An 18,328-nucleotide genomic window follows, 5' to 3' on the forward strand; every position below is an offset into this window, starting at 1 on the left:
TGTCATGAGCGTGTCCATGATTCAGGTCCTGTGATGAAGCGACAGATCAGTTTTGCGGAAGCGGAAAGTCACGGCAAGAAGCGTGTGACGCGCCGCCAGCGCTTCCTGTCGGAGATGGAGAGCGTGGTGCCGTGGGCGCGCCTGATTGCGGCGGTCGAGCCGTACTACCCCAAGGGCAAACGTGGCCGGCCGCCGATCGGCCTTGAGCGGATGCTGCGCATTTACTTCCTCCTGCAGTGGTACGGGCTGTCGGACGAGGCACTGGAAGACGCGCTGTACGACAGCATGGCGATGCGGGCGTTTGCCGGGATCGACCTGGCAGTCGAGGCGGTGCCAGACGCGACCACGCTGCTGAAGTTTCGCCGCCTGCTCGTCGAGCATGAACTGACGCGAAAGCCGACGGCTTCGGGAAGAGTTTGCCAAGTTGCAGGTCGAGGTCAATGAAGAGAAGAGTCGCACGGTGGATTTGGACTGCGGTGAGAGCTTTGGCTTTCTGGGATTCGACTTCCGTCGATTGCGCAGCATAAAGAGACAGGTGTGGCGAGCGCACTATACGCCCAAGTTGAAGAAACGCACGGCGTTGCTGCGCAAACTCAAGGAGGTGTTCAGGCGATACCAGTCGCAGCCGGTGGATCGGGTGGTGCAACTGATAAATCCGGTGCTACGTGGCTGGGTGAACTACTTCGCGGTCGGACACTCCAGTGAGTGCTTCAGCTTCATCCAGGACTGGGTGGAAAAGAAGGTCAGGCGCCATCTGGAGCGCTCCCGGAATCGTCGGGGCTTCGGCTGGAAGACGTGGAGTAGGCGGTGGCTCTATGACGAACTGAAGCTGTTCAACGGCTATCGGGTTCGTCGTCGACCATCGACGAAAGCGGCCCCGGCATGATAGGTCCCATATACCTTGACATGAAGCAAACAGGAAAGCGTAGTGCGGGAAAACCGCATGCTGCGTTTGACGTGGCGGGAGTTGGAAACGTGACTATGGTCGCCGGATTGCGGGCCATCGCGAAAGCGGTGGAATCACCACCGGCACCTGAAGGTGCGCGCGCCAGTTCTCGACCCTACCTTAGGGGGCAGTGGCGCAGAAATGCGCCGCTGCTACCCGACGTCGGCGTGGATGCGGCCTCTGGGCTGGTGCATAGCGTGGTGGGCACAGCGGCCAAGAGTCGGACGTGTCGCAGGCCCATGCCTTGCTGCATGGCCACGAGGAGCATGCGTTTGGCGACGCGGGCTACACGGGCGTGGACAAGCGCGAGGAGATGCAAGGCAAGACCGTGAAGTGGCAGGTGGCCGTCAAGCGCGGCAAGATCAAGGCGATGTGTGACGGAGCCGTCAAGGACTTGCTGATCGCCGTCGAGCGGGTCAAGGCACAGATTCGGTCGCGGGTTGAGCATCCGTTCCACGTTATCAAGAATCTGTTTGGTCATCGCAAGGTTCGCTACAAGGGCCTGTTCAAGAACACGGCGCAGTTGTTCAGCCTGTTTGGTTTGGCGAATCTGGTGTTCGCCAGGAGGCTGTTGTTGTCCTTAGAGGGGAGCAATCCGTCCTGAGCGCGCAAAAGCGCGACCAGGAAAGGTGCGAAACGCGAGAAAGACGGCTTGAATCGGCCCATCTCTCCCGGATTGCGAAAGCTGAAGTCCTTGGCTTGTGCAACATCAAGCGCAAACCTCATTGATCAGCAATTCCTTAGTGACAACGGTGCCGCTCATTATCGTCACAGCAGCAAATTCGCCAATAAAGGACCTGCGCCAACTAGTCTCGATGGCAAAGGCTAGGCCAGGGCAGATCACCTTTGGATGCGCCGGCAATGGTTCGGGCAGCCATCTGGCCGGGGAACTCCTTAGTACCATGGCTGGCGTCAAGATGAACCACGTTCCCTATAAGGGAGACGCGCCTTCGCTCACAGACGTGCTCGGTCAGCAGATCAATGTTGCCCTTCCCACCTCGCTCGCGGGAATGCCGCAAGTCAAGAGTGGAAAGCTCAGGGCGCTCGCGGTCACGAGCAAGACTCGATTACCGTCACTGCCCGATGTGCCCACGGTAGATGAAGCACTCGGGATAAACGGCTACGAAGCCGTTTCCTGGGGCGGGTTCATGGTCCCGAGCGGGACATCACAGGCCATCATTGCTAAGATGAACAGCGAGTTCAACAAAGCCCTTCAGGATCCGGAGGTCCGCGACAAGCTGATGGCTCAAGGAGCGCAGATCGCAGGCGGCACGCCTGAGGCGTTCAATGCGTTGCTTCGCGCCGAAGTTTCGAAGTGGAAGCGAGTGGCAGATTCAGCAAAGGTCCGGCTCGACTAGCCTCACCAGGGATGTCGATCCGTCTTCGGGAACCCTCCAACGACGGGAACTGCTTTCGACTACCAATCGTTACAATGGATGGCAGACGGCCGTCATTCCGGCTGAAGATAACATCTGACCCGATATGGTGAATGTCAAGCAAGTCGCCCTCCTCGCCGGCGTTTCCTCGGCAACAGTCTCCCGTGCACTGACATCGCCGGATAGGCTGCGACCTGACACGCTGGAGCGAGTGCAGAACGCTATTGCAAGCCTCAACTACGTTCCCTTCTCGGCGGCTCGCGAACTACGTCAGGGGCGCACGCGATCGGTGGGCATAATTGCGCCGACACTGATGAATGAACTTTACGCCAAAGCAGTAGATACCTTGGAGGCCCAGCTCGACCGGCTTGGATATACCGTTCTGTTGACTTGCCATCGGGACGACAGTGAGACCGAATTGCGCTGCGCCCGCGCCCTATTGGAGCGTAGAGTGGACGGGATCGCAATAATCGGTTCACAACATCATCCCGAAGTCTTCTCGCTGATACACAAGCACGCTATCCCGTATGTACTAATGTGGGCCGTGGACCGCGAAGGGATGCATCCGACGGTGGGGTATGACAACCGCTTGGCTATGCGCAGGCTAACCACCTACTTAGTCAAACAAGGACACCGGCAGTTTGCAGTGCTCCCAGGTCCTCTCGAAACTCAGTTTCTATCGTCTCAACGGCTTCTGGGGATCCGAGACGTCCTCAGCGAGAACGACATTTCCTTACCCGATAACCGCATTTTTCCGACCCCTTACGATGCATCTGCTGTGCGACAAGCGGTGCGCGTCTGCCTGCAGCGCAAGGACTTGCTGTTGCATCGGGAACAGCCGACCGCCCTGATATGCATCAATGACTTCATTGCTGTGGCGGCGATCGCGGAGTGCCGCACATTGGGACTTTCGGTTCCGAGCGACATCTCTGTCACAGGCTTCGGCGACTGGCAGATGGCGGAACTGGTAACACCCGCGCTAACGACAGTGCACTCGAATCCCGTTCTGATTGGCGAGCTTACTTCGCGCAACTTGATTGAGCAGATCGAAGGAGGAGCCAAAAACATCCAGACCGAGTTCGAGCCTGACCTAGTAATTCGCGAAAGTACTGCGCCACCTCGACAATAAATGGCGGCCTCAAATCAAAAGTGCAACACCTTGCCATCATGCATTACTGTCCTGATCGTCCCAAGGCTTCCCATAGCCGCATGATTTCGCGAGCCTTGGTCTGACGGTCGATGACGTTGAACGGTCTTCCATCGAGGCCCATCGCCTCACGAGGGAATTCCGCACATCCTGCTGGTGCAAGTTGGACGATCGAGATGCCCTTTCAAAACGGCATAAAGCTGCCTTGCGGCAGCGACGCATTCTTGTGGCGTTGTTGCTTGTGACACGACCCCGGTCCCCTTTGATGCAGTGGGTAGGATTTTATCGCGCGAGACCTATGTGCCACACGAGCAAATGGGGCACGAAGCAACTGTAGGCGCAGGCAGGACATGGTTCCAGATGGATCGCGGCGATCCAATCGGGTTACATGGCGGTTACATAGACCGCAAAATGCACAAGGGTTTACAGGAAAACCCCTGTAAACCCTTGATTTTATTGGTGCGGCTGCAGGGCTCGAACGCGCCGCCCGATTTCCCGACACAGCGCAGGCAGCGCCACTATGGATTCAAAGATCCATCGCGCAGGCAGCCCAATGAGGCCCGCCACATCAGCTCGATTCGGTCTGTGCAACTTGCGCAATTTGCTCCTTCAGCCATTGCAGACCAGACATGTGTTGTTGTTGACGGTGCCATATCAAGCTGACCTGCACCGCAGGCGTTTCGAAAGGAAGCTCCGCGAGCTGCAAGCCATAGTTGTGCACGAAATGCCTGGCCAAGTGCCAGGGCACGGTACCCAGCAAATCGGTGCTGGCGACGATGGCTGGAATGGTCAGGTAGTGCGGAACTTGCAACTGCACATGGCGCTGCACTTTGGCCGAGCCCAGGACGATCTCGAGCGGACTGCCGCGGCCGGCTCGCGGCAAGAGCGAGACGTGCTGTGCGGCCAGATACGCCGTCTTGTCGAGGCCTTCCCTGAATGCAGGGTGGCCCGGTCGGCCGATAACTGCGAGGCGCTCTTCGTGAATCGGTTGGTAGAGCAAATCGGCGTCGTCGAAGTACAGGTAATCAATCGCCAAGTCCAGATCTCCGCTGGCCAGTCGCTGCGGGATCAGGGCACCTTCGTCCGACAGTACCTGCAGCTTCACCTGCGGCGCCAGCGCCATCAGCCGGGTCATCAGGCTCGGTAACAGCCGTAGCTGCCCATAGTCATTCATCGACAGTCGGAAGGTTCGCTCCGTGTCCGGCTGAAAACTCTCTTGAACGGCAAGCCCTGCCTGCAGCAAGCGCAGGGCTTGCCGTACCGGCACGTGCAGCGTCATCGCCCCGGCAGTGGGCTCGAGTCCCTTAGCGGTACGGCGGAAAAGAGGTTGCCCCAGTTGCTCGCGCAGACGACTGAGCGCATTGCTCACCGCCGGCTGGCTCTTGTGCAGTCGCTCGGCCGCGCGTGACAGGTTGCGCTCCTGCATCAGCATGTCGAACACGAAGAGGAGATTGAGATCAATCTGCTGCAAATTCTGATTCATCAATAATTCTCATCATCAATATCCATTGGAATGAAAATGATCGCACCAATAGACTACAACACCAAGCGACCTACTGGCGCCAGACGTCAGAAAGGTCCGCGGGGGCTTGGCGGAACTGGCCACGTATCGCGAGCCCGACAGCGCAACAGTCTTTGAGAGCCGATCATGTCTTTTGATACCCAAACCTTCCGGAAGAAATACCGGGCGAACATTTCGCCTTACTACAACCCCTGGCTGCATGCTGGCTTCGTTCTTGTTTTCGGCGTGACCTTGATCCTCTTCTTGCTGAACAAGTTGGACCACGTCAGCGCGGTGGAGTGGCTAACTGTGCCGGCCACCTTAATTTTCTACAGCAGTGGCGAGTACCGCACCCATAAGGGTCTCGGGCACAACAAGAAGCGATTCGCGAAGGCGTTCTACCAGCGCCACACGGGCGACCATCATAGTTTTTTCGCAGATGACCAGATGCGCTACGAGTTCGCCAAGGACTGGCGGGTGATTCTGTTCCCGGCATGGCTGATCGTTGTCTACAGCATTGGCGCGCTGCTCGCTTGGTCGATCATCGGCCTGGTCAATGCGAACGTCGCTGCGCTGTTTGCCGCCACGCTACTGGGCGGCTATCTCAGCTACGAGATCTTTCATGCCTGCGAGCACCTCCCGCCGCAGAATCCGATCTGTCGCCTGCCGTGGATTCGCCACATGCGGCGGTTGCATGAGTTGCATCACCGCCGTGACCTGATGCAGACCAAGAACTTCGCCGTAGTGTTTCCACTGTGGGACTGGATCTATGGAACCCTTCATTGGGAGCCCGAAGAAGCAAGCGAGAGCCTGGTCCCCACCGTCAAGATGCAGCATTCCATTGATATCGCCCGGACGCCAAGCCAGGTACTGGCCTACGTGAGTACTCCGCTTCGTTGGCACGAGTGGCATCCTTACCACGTAGCGATCACCGGGCAGGGAGGGTCGCTGCCGGTTGGGAGCCACTTTGCGTACGTCGGCGGCCGTGCAGGCAAGTTGCAGTGGGAAGTCGTGGAAAGTCTTCCGGATCGGCTCTGGCGAACCCGGGCCCGTGGCAACCGGGGTCTTGAGATGTTCGTCACGTATGAGTGCATCGGCACAGCCACTGGCACGCGCTTCGTGCGGACGCTGGAGTATCGGTTTTCCAGTGTGGTGGCCCGCATGGCTGATCGGCTGGTTTTGCGTAAGCGAATTGAGCGCGACTCTGTTGCCTTGCTTCACAAGCTGCGCAGCGTCTCCGAGAGTGTTCTTCCCGCGGCAGAAACGGATTGTGCTTCCAAACAGGCGACATGAAGGGCATGGGGGCATGCAGGCTCCACCGCGCGTGTCAGGCTGCAATGGAGCAATGGCCAGACGGAGGGTCATGTCAACAGGCTCAAGCTCCTCAAGCGCCAAATGTATGGCCGCGCCAATATCGAGCTTCTGCGGCTGCGGGTTGTTACGTCCCGCGCAATCTGAGGTTTGGGGAGGGCCGTTTATCCCGCGAACGGCTGGGGCGATTTTCTGAACATCTCCGCAATCAGCGCGAGACGCAACGGACATAAGGAAGGCCAGTACTGCTCTGATATCGTGCGATGTTTTCCAGGCGCCACACGACAACCAGAACAGACTGGCCTATGCATCGCATTGTATTTGCGTTTCTCACGCTCGAACAACATCTTCTCGCTATCCGTTGGAGAGCGTGCAAAGGTTGGGGAGGACACCAAGAAAGTGCCGCTTAGGCACCGCGCCGGTTGTATGTGAACTAGGCTGATCGGTATCGCAACGGTGGGAGCAAGCCATGCGGTTGATCATCGAAGCCAGGTTGGCGGACGAGGGCAGCGATATTGGCCATGCCGGTGAGGGCGTTTTGGCAGTGATCGAGCGCCGTGACGGTAGTCTTGCGGATCTGGGCCTGACCCTCGCGGAGGGCCGCTCGCTGTTGGCCAAGGTTCAGACCGAGCTGGTTTCGAAACAAGTCGCGGGATGGCTTTCGGGCCAGACTCATTGCAGGAGTTGCGGGGCGGCTTTGAGCCACAAGGACCAGCGCTCGACGGTGGTGCGCACGGTGTATGGCAAGGTGATGGCAGGCCGCCAAAGTTCTATGCCTATGTGCACCGGGAAGTTACCTCGGCAGTAGCGCGGCTGGATCAATTTCTCACTCGAAACGGTGTGGCGACCGACGAGCGCGTTACCGTGATCAGCGACGACGCCGGTGAATTTGAGAAGACCATCCGGGGCAGTCAGCTCGCACGCGGCAGGATTCTCGATTGGTTCCACATCGCTATGAAGTTCAAAGCGGCGCAGCGTTCCGTGTTCGGCAGTAAGGTTATCGATTCACTGGAACGAGAGTCGATAGAGACCGAAATCACGCACGCCAAGTGGCTCGCGTGGCATGGCAAGGGCCGCAAAGCGTTGGAGCGCATCAAGGCATTGGACGCGCAGCTCCTGACCAGAGCGGGGTATGAATTCAGTACGCTGTGGTGGAATCTAGATAAGGTCTGCGGGTACCTGCGGAGCAACGCGTCTACGTTGGTCAACTATGGCGCCCGGCATCGAAAGGGCTTGCCCATCGTAAGCGCCAGTTTCGGCACACCTTGAGTGCGACGAGCGTATTCAGGCAGGATGCGGCGGGGCGGCTTTCGGCGGGGCGAAGCTGAACGGCAACAGGTCGCTGATGTCGGCGTCTGGCGTTCGCTGTGGCAACTCTGTGAGCACGTGGAGCAGATAGGCATATGGCTCGACGTCACAGGCCCGGCACGTCAGCATCAGGCTATAGATCATGGCGCTTGCCTTGGCGCCGGCCACGGTGTCTGCGAAGAGCCATGCCTTTCGATTATGGAAGCCCTTCCATAATCGAAATTATCGTAAGTTCGCAATTATGGAAGCTTCGCGGGAGCTATATCGAACGAACACGCGTCGATCCATGCCGCGGCCCTGCATTTGCTGGGCTACGGCATCGATGCGGATGCATGTCCCGCCGCGCGTCAGCTATCGACTGCCGATAACTAAAGCGCCTGTGCGTCGGGACGGCGACAACTTCCAGGCCCGGATTTTCTGGCGCAAGGCCGTTTGCCTGCTTGACCCTAACAGCCCCGTCATTCGCGTGGGTTTCGAATCCGGTCCCAAAGGCTTCGACGACGTATGGGTGGAATATGACCCCAGCCGTGCACCAAATGACCCAGAAGGAAAACCAATCCTGCGGGAGTACACGCAATGCAAGTGGCACGTTTCGGTAAGCGACTTCGGACATAGCGACCTCATAGATCCCGAGTGGATCAACGCCAATCGTTTTTCCTTTCTTCAGCGGGCCCGAAATGCTCAGCACGCCCACGCGAAAGACGGGATCGGGGTCCGATTCAAATTGCTAACCAACTGGCGGATCGCGCAGACCGACCCGCTCCGACCCCTTATCCATCAGCGTCACAAAGCCATTCGCCTGGAGCAGTTGTTTGGCACGAAGACCGATGCGTCGGCGACAGGCCGGATCCGGAAACTGTGGCGGGAACATCTGGGCATCGACGATGCCGAATTGCGTCTACTGGCCCGCACGCTTTCGCTCGACACCGACTCCACATCGCTGGATGACCTCCGCGAACTGTTGGACATGCACTTCGAGAACCGGGGACTGCTTCGCATACCGCTGAACGAGAGTAGCTTCCGGTATGACGACATCGTCTTCCAATGGCTCGCCCAGGGTCGCCTCGAGTTCACGCGGGACACCTTTCGGGACGCCTGCCAGCGCGAGAATCTGTTTGCGAAAAGGAACTCTCCAAGGACACTAGTGGGTGTCAAGTCGTTCGAGCACGCGTTCGACCGACTAGAGGAACGATGCAGCACCGTCCTGGACTTGATACCGTATTTCAACGATCGGGCCATTCGCGACCAGCAAGATTGGACCGGCAACCTGTACCCCGCGCTCAAGCGCTTTCTCATTGACGCGGCGCGCGAACCGCAACCGTTACTCCTGGCGCTAGACGCCCACTTGACGCTGGCGTTTGCCGCTGGGTCCGTCGTCAACATCAAGTCTGGACGGCACGTGGAAATCGAGCAGCGTACGATCGACCGGCAAAGCTGGAGCGCGACGGACACTTTCACCAATCCAGACTGGCCGACGTGGAACTTTGAAGTGGAAGACTTGACGTCAGAGTCAGGAGAGATGGCCGTGGCTGTTGCGCTCACCCACGATATTCCCGACGCGGTGCGCGGCTATATTGCCACCGCCTTGCCTGGCGTCAGCAAGCTATTAGTCGCGAAACCGTCGTGCGGATCGGGAGCGCAGTCGGTCGCAAGCGGCAGGCACGCTTTCGAACTCGCCGAAGCCTTGGTTCAGCGCATCAATATGGAGCGGAAGGACGTGAAACCTCCAATGCATATTTTTATTGCGGCGCCCAACGCCTTTACGTTCTTCCTGGGCCAGCGTCAGCCGGGTATGGGACGAACAACCTTGTATGAGTATGACTTCGAGGGCGCGTTTGGCGGCGGCTATCAAGCCTCCCTGACGCTCCCGACCTAGCACGCGCGTCAGGCATTGCCGAATGACTGGGCCGATGTGGCTTTGGTGTGGGACATATCTGGCGAAAGTGATGGCAAAAAGCTACCGAACGGTGAGCCACGTCGATGGCTGGACTGGCCTCCCGCAATACGAGATTCGCGACAACAAGGTCTACCGGGCGGTGTCCCATGTTAGCGGTTGAACTGGCCTGCCTCAGTATGAGATCCGTGGCGATAAGGTGTACCGTACCGTGTCGCATGCAGACAGCTGGAGCGCAGTTCCTCAATATGAAATCCGAGGCAACAAGTTGTATCGCACGTGCTCCCATGCACAGGGTTGGACCGGCTCTGCACAATACGAATTACGCTAGCGCAACCAGCGCGTACGCGGAGTGGCTCACGTCGCATGTACCGTCAGCTTTCTTAGAATCACTCGTATTGGAGCGTGCGGCGGCGTTCCAGCCATTGAAAGCGCCGATCAATGTCCAACGTTGGGTCAGTTGCCGAGAGTTGATCGGGCACTCGGCCTACTGGTCGGTATGCCCTGGAGAAGCTGGCCCGCACAGAATCCATAACAGTTCGAGGCAAGACATCGCTGCCGATCGGGTGACATTCGCTACCTCCGGAACTAGTTTTCGTTCCAGCCTGCCTCCAACGAAAACAAAGTGATGGCGGATACCCGCCAAGGAAGCTCGAAACGCTGCAGCGGCACTGACGCAAAGCCCGGCGAGTTCATGAGAAACGGCCGGACGTCTAAACTGTGCTTCCTTCGGCCACACAGCCTCAAATATCGGCCCGTTGAAGGTCCGACCACGCCCTCTCGGGATCATAAGGGGCGTGCTGGCTTTCCCGCTTTCAAGGTGCTTTCGCTGCTGGCGAGTTGGCGCATGACTCCGACCACCACCGTGCGATGCCCGATTTCAGATTTCTTACGCAGAAATGCGGGGAAGATTCGGCAAAGGCCGAAACGGAGCCAAAGGCATTCCCACGGGCATCCGGAATACTACGACTCCCCGCTCGACAGTCTCCGAGTATTGATGGGCCATGACGACACCTTGTACCAGTTCGATCAGACGATCCCATTTCACAAATCCGGAGGTCGCTGCTTCTCGAATCGCACGATGCATTGTCGCATACGCCAATAGAATTCCTGCTCGGGTCGATGCTCTCGAGTTCTCGTCCCTGGAGAGAAACCATCCCAAATCTCTACTTGGCGACACCTGTTCTACTGCTGAATCAAGCGCGATAACACTATTGGCAGGTTGTTCCACAAAATAGCGTAGCAGCAGGTAGGCCTGTACTCGTGCATCCCCTGTGCTGACTTGTATTCCGTCGCCCTTCCTGAAGACGACAAATTGCTTCAGCGGAACCCTCCCGGAGCTCGCAATACCCGCAGCATAAGAACGCAGAAGCCGCAAAGTGCAGCAATAGACAACGCGTATAAGCTCGTCTTCGCGCCGTCTAATAGTAAACAAAGGCACGAATGACATATTTCCCGCCAAATGTCGTTGCCAGAACAGGGCTACGCCGTTGCATGATGGCCGTTCCAATATCTCCGGAGGCTTTGCCAGCGCACATGCAATCGCAAAGGCACATTCCGCATCCGCGGCCCATATTTCGACGTTGGAGTAGGCGATCCAACTGTCACCGCGAGCGGAGACATCCTCTACCCACTCATTCAACGTAGAGAATGCTTGTCGATATATTTTTACGTGGGTTCGATGTTCGTGGAGGTAGCTTTCGACAAAAACTCCTGGACTAAGGGGCGCCCCCGATAATGCACAGTGACATACCGGACAATGAAGCGCCTCTCTGAAGTTTTCCAAAATACCTATATCGGAGAGAAGGCTACTACACTTCATGCAACGATCATGTATATCAACATTGTGAATCGGGCATCGCGCTAACTTGCTACACTGAAACCAGATCGAGTGATATCCGGACTCCAAACAAACGGGACAAAATCTAAGGCGACTAGTAAAAATGGCGCCCAACAAATTTGAAACCTCCCCAGCCACCAGCGAACGCTCCTCTGGAAACCTAGTACTATTGAAGTTAACTCGCTCTATGACATGGCGGATTCGTTTCAGCTTGCCGAAAAAAGTCTGCGTGCGCGTGGGAAAATTCGGAGCATCGAGTAACCTCATTGCGGCTTGCATGCCAACTGCATTCAGCCAACACAACCGATGAAAATACCCGAATGAAGACTCATTTGGTATCGAATCTAATCCACCACCGCACCAGTGAGCGTCTTTCATGCCTAAGCTTGAGAGCAGTCTGGTCTATCCGTGGCATCCGGTTTTTCATCCCAGGCCGATTTAGCTGCAAACTTAGCGGCACTCTGCCAATCTTCCTTTGGAAACTCGAAGTTTGGGCAATCTTTATCCATACCCTTAAACGCTAAAAACCCAAGAGCATCGAAAATACGCCTCGAAAGCAATTTTCCATTTTGACTTGGTTCTGATATTTTATCGTCTCTTATAAGATGTACCTCCTTCATTGCCTGCCAAAATAAACTGGCTTGATTAGCTAGGCGAAAGCCAGAGGCATATCCGAGTGGAAAACAAAATTCTGTCCATGTTGGTCCAAAATCCGTCGGCCATCTTTTCACGTCGATCACCTCAAGCAGATCTTGCAGCTCTTCCAATCCATATCCGCTGAGTCTCAGCCGATGCCTAAAATACCGATCCAGGCAGCCTATTTGCTGCTCACTGGATAAGGTTCTGAATAATTCACGAATTTTTGGAGACTCGCCACAACAAATCACGACGAAATCAATCCTCACCTCTTCTAATTCATTATGCAGATCTTTGATAAAACCGAAATCTATAGGACGAAGGGCCTGCGCTTCGTCAACCAGCATCACAATTAGCTTCCAATTAGTCTCCAGTGCAGAAGCCACAATGTCATTAATCAATCTCCGACTTAATTCGTATGAATTTCCATCAAGAGCAGCATGATTAACCGTATAAAGCAAATCCCTCACAAATCCACCATGAGAAAATATTTCCCTATTTAAGCCTCTATAAGAGAGTACGTGAATTTCGCTGAGATCTCTTGGTAACCGCTCACGAAGGACATTCATCATGATGGTTTTTCCCTCGCCAGCGATCTCTTCTATGAAAAAACTTTGCCTGAGAAACAATAAAGTTCTGGCGTTGTCATAAAAATTCGATATCGGGAGTGTCCATAATGGTGATTCCGCTCTGCTCTTCTTGGATATAATCGGGTGCTGCAGCATTAATGCTCGAAGATGACCCTCATCCATTTCTTTCTCCACGATCGCACGCAATCATTTCTTATTCCCCGAATCCAGCTTGAATATTCCGCGCGGATTTATATTTGGAAGCAGATCGTTATCACTCCCAACATTATTATTGTGGTTATCTTCTTCGGCCGGCTTTAGGGATGCTGATTTCGAACCAGTAAAGCTATCCCGAGCTACTTTCGCTATCGCAAGCGCAGTTTTTTTTCCGATATTTTCGCCGCTATTTTCGCTCGTTACAAACTCATAATCTACTTTTCCGGATCTAGCATAAATATCGGGGCTCCGGCCTCGGGGCCGTCCCTTTGCTTTTGCGCCTACCAGTTCTCTGACCCGCAATGCACATCGCCAGTTTTCCCATTTTTCCTCACCGTATAGCTTGCCCAAATTCTCGCCAGTTTCCGCGTCACTTGCCCATGCCTCTCTCGCATCGAGACGATTGATGTAGACAAACACTTTTCTTCCTATCATAGAAAAATCAGAAGCGATACGAGGATTTGTATATCGGCAGTATGCCGTATTAATGTACGGCCTACGCGTATGGACGCCCCATTCTCCCCTAACCTCCACCTTTCGTCGGTGCATAAGGAGTCGATCATTTGAATTGATAGATCTTGGTAGAGGCTGTGGAACCCATAGAAGCTCATGCTTATCTACGAATCTTTGCAGAACATTAATTACAGTTGCACCATTAAGTCGATCACCGGTTGAGATAGTATTATGTTCACGGACAACGGCATTCAACATATCGACCACAAAATCAAGGTCGATTCCGTCATTTAAACCGAGCTGTTCGACATCGGGGGGCCGGCGAACATCGTCGGGGCCCGACGCGTATGTGGCCTTCAGGCGATGCTCTCCGCGTTCTTTTGAAACCCCAATGATCCTTTCGACTAACGACCTTCCCCACCAGGCACGTGGGGGGCCGAACTCAATGGCACAACCAAATACATCAATAACGTTATTTACAAAATCATTTGCAATATTGCACCAACCGTTATCCACCCTAAGCAAACTGAATGCTTGCCCTGCCAACTGCGGTATCAACGAGCATATCAAGGTGGGGCCGCGTGCAACAAAATCCATATTGGTGCTACGTACCTCAATGCGAACGTCACCAGAATTCCGTGCGTCTAACACGACAGGCACACTGCTCAACATCGTCTGCAACGCACAATCGGCGCTCGGGTTAACTTCCAGAGAGATATGTGCGCCCAAAATTGCGCTTGTTTTTACCTCGACCAGCAACCCTAGATACCAACGAGATATAGGTATCAAATGCCCTGTACCGTTGGGATCAATCACCCTAACATGAGTGGGAATATCAATAACTGTGTAATCAAGCTCTACGACTGCAAACGGGAGAAGTGGCGATATGAGAGCATTAGGACCCATACCATGTCCTAGATTGTTAGTCGCCTCAGCACCCATTCTGGCTTTTACCGCACGCTCTGATCTTTCATTCTTCAAAGAATGAAGGAAGCGCAAAAGGGATCGTCTACCCTTGTCTTCCGTCAGGAAGGGCCATTCATTCTCTCCAACCCCTTTTGTCCGTAATTCAGAAAGAAACTCGCCATGTATTTCAATATAAGGCTGCGGCCCTAACTGCGGCGAACGGCTATTTTTTGACTTCTTTTGTTTATCCGGCTGCAGAAAGAATTTTTGTATTAAATCTTTCTTGACATCAGGAAACTTTTCGAATAACTGCGCCAGCGCGCCAGCGTAACCACTAGAGCGTTGATCGGCCAATGGATGCTTCGCAATAATGGGTTTCGTTCTGAAGTAAGGCTTAATGCGAAAACTCGGAAGCAACGCATAAAATCCTACAATACACCCCTCCCCTGCTGATGCCACGCATCGTCGGAGCAAGCGCCTCACTTCGTTTGGCGAGAATTTTGTCTGTTCTTGAATCTCACCGTAGGGAATATCGGCAGCATATAACTCAACGGCAAGCTTTCGATTCAGAAACGTTCGACGAGTCGCATCGTCAAGAACGGTGATATCGGGATGGGGCCAGTCGACAAGCTCACCGTGATATTGTTGAATCAACGATCTCCGCGCGCCCCCGCCCATTATTCAACCCGTTCTAGAAGGGAACGTCGGTGAAATGCGCTAGTACGAAGTTCGGTTTTAAGTTTCCCGTTTGCCAAGTAGCGCGCCACACTAGCAAGTAAGTGTGCGGGATCACAATCTTCTAGTGCGAGAACCTCCTGGAGCGTGAAGCTACTTCTGGCGCTAATTAATCCTGGGAGGGCCCTGGGATTCGGGTCTATAGCTCCTCTAACGCGTGTTCGATAGGAACATAGCAACATCCAATTATGGGGCAGCCATTGCGCCATTCGGATTTCGCCTTCGGTCTTGGTTATCCTATTCTTGTGTCGCGTGGGTTCCCCGTTCCTAGAGTGATTGAAGTGCCAACACTCCGTCTTGCCAGACTGATATAAAACATCAACTGTTTGTTTGTATTTTTTTTCAGATTTTTCTTTTGGTGGCCTGGATGGAAGATACGACAGTATTTCAGGATTTCCTTCGGCTAGCAATAAATGCGAAAATGCAACCACGCCGAAAATGCCAAAGCGACGATCATTTTTTGGGGAATCAAAAAAATAGACCGACGCGTGGCCGCGATTTGGATTTCTAACAAATTCAGCCGGGCTCAATCTGTGCTGGTCTGCGGCGTGATACATGATGAGTCACAACGGCGAGTCTTGGAGAATATATGGTAGAAAATTTTGTGAGTAGATAACGGTATCAGTAACCCTATGAAACTGGTTGCATAGTGCGCATAATTTTAATATTTTTTATTATCAGAAAATCGCAAAATTCGCATTTAAACCCAAGGACTTTCCCCAAAAAAATACTTTCGGTTGCGGGGACAATGTGTGGAGTGGAGCGGAATGAACTCCATGAACTGCAGGCGATTACTAGGAGCTCTGAGACAAGAGCGCAGAACCAAGGCTTTCGCCGTTTGCCTGCAAGCTCAAGGGAGGTAGGGGCGGGTAGGCGGCGCTCACACGCCAGCGGAGACATAGGCAGCATGACAACGGCTGCGGTCGCTCCCGAAAAAGACACACAATTACATCTTCGGCGTAGAACCGATAGAATATTTCATCCCCAAAAAAGACGAAAATATGTGTTGAATGCAGCGACAAAGTCTACGTAAGTAGATAATTCTTATCAGATTTTACCCCATCACTTTTCTCGTCGTCTGACTCTGTCCCCGAAAGAACAATGCATGTCCCGCTGGATCAAACGGCCGAGCGTGGATTCCCGATACTTGGGTGCCGTCGCGGCCGGCGTTGGCGCGCGCCGGGAAACGAACCTTTTCGGCCTGGCGTGCCAGCCGGGCGCGCAAAGTGTTCCCTCTGAGGTGTGCATGCTCGAACCACGCTCCGCTTTGTCTCCCTTGGCCGCCGTGCCGCCACGACCCGCCCGCATTCCGTATTACTCCTGGGTCGTCTTTGCGCTGGGCTTTGGCCTGCTGCTTTCCGACTACATGTCGCGGCAGGTGCTCAACGCCGTTTTTCCGCTGTTGAAGCAGGAATGGGCGCTGACCGATACCGAACTCGGCGCGCTGGGCGGCATCGTCGCCCTGATGGTCGGCCTGCTGACCGTGCCGCTGTCCCTGCTGGCCGATCGCTGGGGCCGCGTCAAGAGTCTTACGCTGATGGCCGGCCTGTGGAGCCTGGCGACGCTGGGGTGCGCCGTCGCCAACAATTTTGGCGAAATGTTTATCGCCCGCCTGTGCGTGGGCGTGGGCGAAGCGGCTTACGGCAGCGTGGGCATTGCGATGGCGCTGTCGGTGTTTCCGCGCCGACTGCGGTCCAGCCTCAGCGCGGCGTTTATTGCCGGCGGCCCGTTCGGGTCGGTGCTGGGCATGGCGCTGGGCGGTACGCTGTCGGCCCATTTCGGCTGGCGCTGGGCCTTTGCCGCCATGGCGATCTTCGGCCTGGCGCTGGTGCTGGTGTTCCGCGTCGTCGTCACGGAGCCGCGCCTTGCCGTGCAGCGGCGCCATATCGGCGAAGACAGGGGCGACGCCGCCGCGCCCCGGCGCCTGGCGTTGCGGCCGCTGGTCGCCGCCCTCTTCTCGGCGCCTTCCATCCTCTGTACCTATGTCGGCAGCGCGCTGCAGTTGCTGGTGACGGGCGCCCTGCTCTCCTGGATGCCGAGCTTCCTGTCGCGCGGCTACGGCATGGCGACCGACCGCGCCGGGCTGGCCGCGGCCGGCTTTGTGCTGGCCGCCGGCGCCGGCATGGTGGCGTGCGGCGCGCTGACCGACTGGGTGGCCCGTCACGCGCCGTCGCGCAAGTGGTGGATGGCCATCGCCTACAGCAGCGTCAGTTGCGTGCTGCTGGTCACCGCCTTTCATCTGCCGATGGGCACCGCCCAGCTCGCGCTGATTTTCGCCGGGATGTTGCTGGTCGGTGGCACCGCCGGCCCGGCCAGCGCGGTGGTGGCCAACCTGACCCATCCGTCGATCCATGCCACGGCCTTTGCCACGCTGACGCTGGCCAACAATCTGCTGGGGCTGGCGCCGGGGCCGTTCGTGACCGGGCTGATTGCCGATCGCATCGGCCTGGCGGGGGCGCTGCAGATCGTGCCGCTGGCTGGGCTGGGCGCGACGCTGTGCTTTGTAATCGGGCGCCGGTTCTACGCGGCCGACCTGCTGCGCATGGAACGCCAGCGGAACGCCGGCTGAGACCGGAAAAAGGAAGGGGAAAAGCTGGCCTCTCCCGCACGCGGGAAAGGCCAGCGGTCAGGCGCGCAGGAAGCGCAGCACCATCGGTGCCGCTTCGGCAGCGCGCGTCAGCAGGAACAGGTGTCCATCCTCGAAGACATGCAGCGCCGCATCGCGAATGCGGGACGCCAGGATTCTGGCGTTGACCACGGGCACGATGGGGTCGTCGCTGCCGTGCAGCACCAGCGTGGGCTGCACCAGCGATCCCAGCCACAGCAAGCTGCTCCATCCCCAGGTCGCCAGTAGCTGATAGACGTAGCCACGGCCGCGCGGCGGCTGCATGTGCTGGCCGTGTTCATCCAGCAACGATGGATCCGTGCGGAAGGCGCCGCCGTAGATGTCGGCGCCCACGCGCCGCAGATAGTCGGGATCGGTGTAGCGGCGCGCGCCGATCATCTTCGAGAGTACCGACAGCCGGCCCGGCACCATCAGCACCCCCGCCGACGTCCCCGCCAGCACCAGCCGGCGGCAGCGCGCGGGATACAGGCGCGCGAACTCCTGCGCCAGCGCCCCGCCCCACGACACGCCCAGCACGTCCACCTGGCCGGCATAGCCCAGGCGGGCCAGCAGCTTGTCGGCCATCACGCACAGGTTGGACAGCCGGTACGGCAGCAGCGGCGCGGGCGAGCCGCCGGCGCCGGGCACATCGAAAATGATCACTTCCACGCCGTCCAGCGCGTCGACAAACGGCGCCAGCAGCTCAAGGTTGGCGCCGATGCCATTGAAGATCAACAGCGGCGGCCCGGCATCGTGGCCGGGCCGAACGCCTGCGCGCAGCATCTGTCCATCGAGGTCTACCGTCTGGATTTGCATCCTGTGGCCAGCATCGACGCTGGCACCCGAAACTGTCATCAAGTCCTCCTGGAAATACTGCCTGGGCCA

Annotated in this window: 12 protein-coding genes and 4 pseudogenes; 11 read left to right on the forward strand and 5 right to left on the reverse strand. The window is 56.4% G+C overall.

What is annotated here, in order from left to right; translation table 11 throughout:
• Positions 1-33 precede the first annotated feature (33 nt).
• The 5 genes and pseudogenes from QTN24_RS09655 to QTN24_RS09675 all read left to right on the forward strand — a co-directional run.
• Positions 34-396: pseudogene (locus QTN24_RS09655) on the forward strand (IS5/IS1182 family transposase); the annotation flags it as partial.
• Positions 397-424: 28 nt separating this feature from the next.
• A complete protein-coding gene (locus QTN24_RS09660; RefSeq protein ID WP_224039293.1) occupies positions 425-886 on the forward strand; it encodes a group II intron maturase-specific domain-containing protein in 462 nt (153 codons plus the stop codon).
• A gap of 221 nt (positions 887-1,107) precedes the next feature.
• A pseudogene (locus QTN24_RS09665) lies at positions 1,108-1,550 on the forward strand (transposase); the annotation flags it as partial.
• Positions 1,551-1,671: 121 nt separating this feature from the next.
• Complete coding sequence (locus tag QTN24_RS09670) at positions 1,672-2,304, forward strand: tripartite tricarboxylate transporter substrate-binding protein (RefSeq protein ID WP_231108945.1); 633 nt, start codon at positions 1,672-1,674, stop codon at positions 2,302-2,304.
• 124 nt (positions 2,305-2,428) lie between these two features.
• Positions 2,429-3,451 (forward strand): LacI family DNA-binding transcriptional regulator, encoded by a 1,023-nt coding sequence (locus tag QTN24_RS09675; RefSeq protein WP_043355368.1) that lies wholly within the window; start codon positions 2,429-2,431, stop codon positions 3,449-3,451.
• 586 nt (positions 3,452-4,037) lie between these two features.
• Here QTN24_RS09675 and QTN24_RS09680 read toward each other — a convergent pair.
• Entirely contained in the window at positions 4,038-4,952 is a 915-nt protein-coding gene (locus QTN24_RS09680; protein ID WP_043355370.1) for a LysR family transcriptional regulator, read from the reverse strand.
• Between the two features lie 165 nt (positions 4,953-5,117).
• On the opposite strand from QTN24_RS09680, the gene QTN24_RS24920 reads away from it, so the two are divergent.
• The 4 genes and pseudogenes from QTN24_RS24920 to QTN24_RS09700 all read left to right on the forward strand — a co-directional run bounded on the left by QTN24_RS24920 (position 5,118) and on the right by QTN24_RS09700 (position 7,550).
• Positions 5,118-6,263: a sterol desaturase/SRPBCC family protein gene (locus tag QTN24_RS24920; protein WP_043355372.1), complete on the forward strand. Its 1,146-nt coding sequence runs from the start codon at positions 5,118-5,120 to the stop codon at positions 6,261-6,263.
• Between the two features lie 27 nt (positions 6,264-6,290).
• Positions 6,291-6,428 (forward strand): annotated as a pseudogene (locus QTN24_RS24925) (transposase); the annotation flags it as partial.
• Positions 6,429-6,750: 322 nt separating this feature from the next.
• Entirely contained in the window at positions 6,751-7,089 is a 339-nt protein-coding gene (locus QTN24_RS09695; RefSeq protein ID WP_313836663.1) for a hypothetical protein, read from the forward strand.
• A 32-nt stretch (positions 7,090-7,121) separates the two neighbouring features.
• Entirely contained in the window at positions 7,122-7,550 is a 429-nt protein-coding gene (locus tag QTN24_RS09700; protein WP_313836665.1) for a hypothetical protein, read from the forward strand.
• A gap of 15 nt (positions 7,551-7,565) precedes the next feature.
• Here QTN24_RS09700 and QTN24_RS09705 read toward each other — a convergent pair.
• Positions 7,566-7,784, reverse strand: a pseudogene (locus QTN24_RS09705) (transposase domain-containing protein); the annotation flags it as partial.
• Here QTN24_RS09705 and QTN24_RS09710 point away from each other — a divergent pair.
• Positions 7,732-9,465, forward strand: coding sequence for an SAVED domain-containing protein (locus tag QTN24_RS09710; RefSeq protein WP_224039289.1), 1,734 nt, complete (start codon positions 7,732-7,734; stop codon positions 9,463-9,465). The pseudogene QTN24_RS09705 and the gene QTN24_RS09710 sit on opposite strands and share 53 nt — an antisense overlap.
• Before the next feature lie 2,238 nt (positions 9,466-11,703).
• Here the strand turns inward: QTN24_RS09710 and QTN24_RS09715 are convergent.
• Positions 11,704-12,711 (reverse strand): ATP-binding protein, encoded by a 1,008-nt coding sequence (locus QTN24_RS09715; protein ID WP_124684262.1) that lies wholly within the window; start codon positions 12,709-12,711, stop codon positions 11,704-11,706.
• A gap of 24 nt (positions 12,712-12,735) precedes the next feature.
• The gene (locus QTN24_RS09720; RefSeq protein WP_124684261.1) at positions 12,736-14,757 is read right to left on the reverse strand and encodes a hypothetical protein; all 2,022 of its coding nucleotides are present in this window, start codon (positions 14,755-14,757) and stop codon (positions 12,736-12,738) included.
• A gap of 1,327 nt (positions 14,758-16,084) precedes the next feature.
• Here QTN24_RS09720 and QTN24_RS09725 point away from each other — a divergent pair.
• The gene (locus QTN24_RS09725; RefSeq protein ID WP_313836666.1) at positions 16,085-17,407 is read left to right on the forward strand and encodes an MFS transporter; all 1,323 of its coding nucleotides are present in this window, start codon (positions 16,085-16,087) and stop codon (positions 17,405-17,407) included.
• A gap of 57 nt (positions 17,408-17,464) precedes the next feature.
• Here the strand turns inward: QTN24_RS09725 and phaZ are convergent, their stop codons facing one another.
• Positions 17,465-18,298: a poly(3-hydroxyalkanoate) depolymerase gene (phaZ, locus tag QTN24_RS09730; RefSeq protein WP_313836668.1), complete on the reverse strand. Its 834-nt coding sequence runs from the start codon at positions 18,296-18,298 to the stop codon at positions 17,465-17,467.
• Positions 18,299-18,328 lie beyond the last annotated feature (30 nt).

The organism is Cupriavidus sp. SZY C1 (assembly GCF_032190535.1).
Taxonomy (GTDB): domain Bacteria; phylum Pseudomonadota; class Gammaproteobacteria; order Burkholderiales; family Burkholderiaceae; genus Cupriavidus; species Cupriavidus pauculus_C.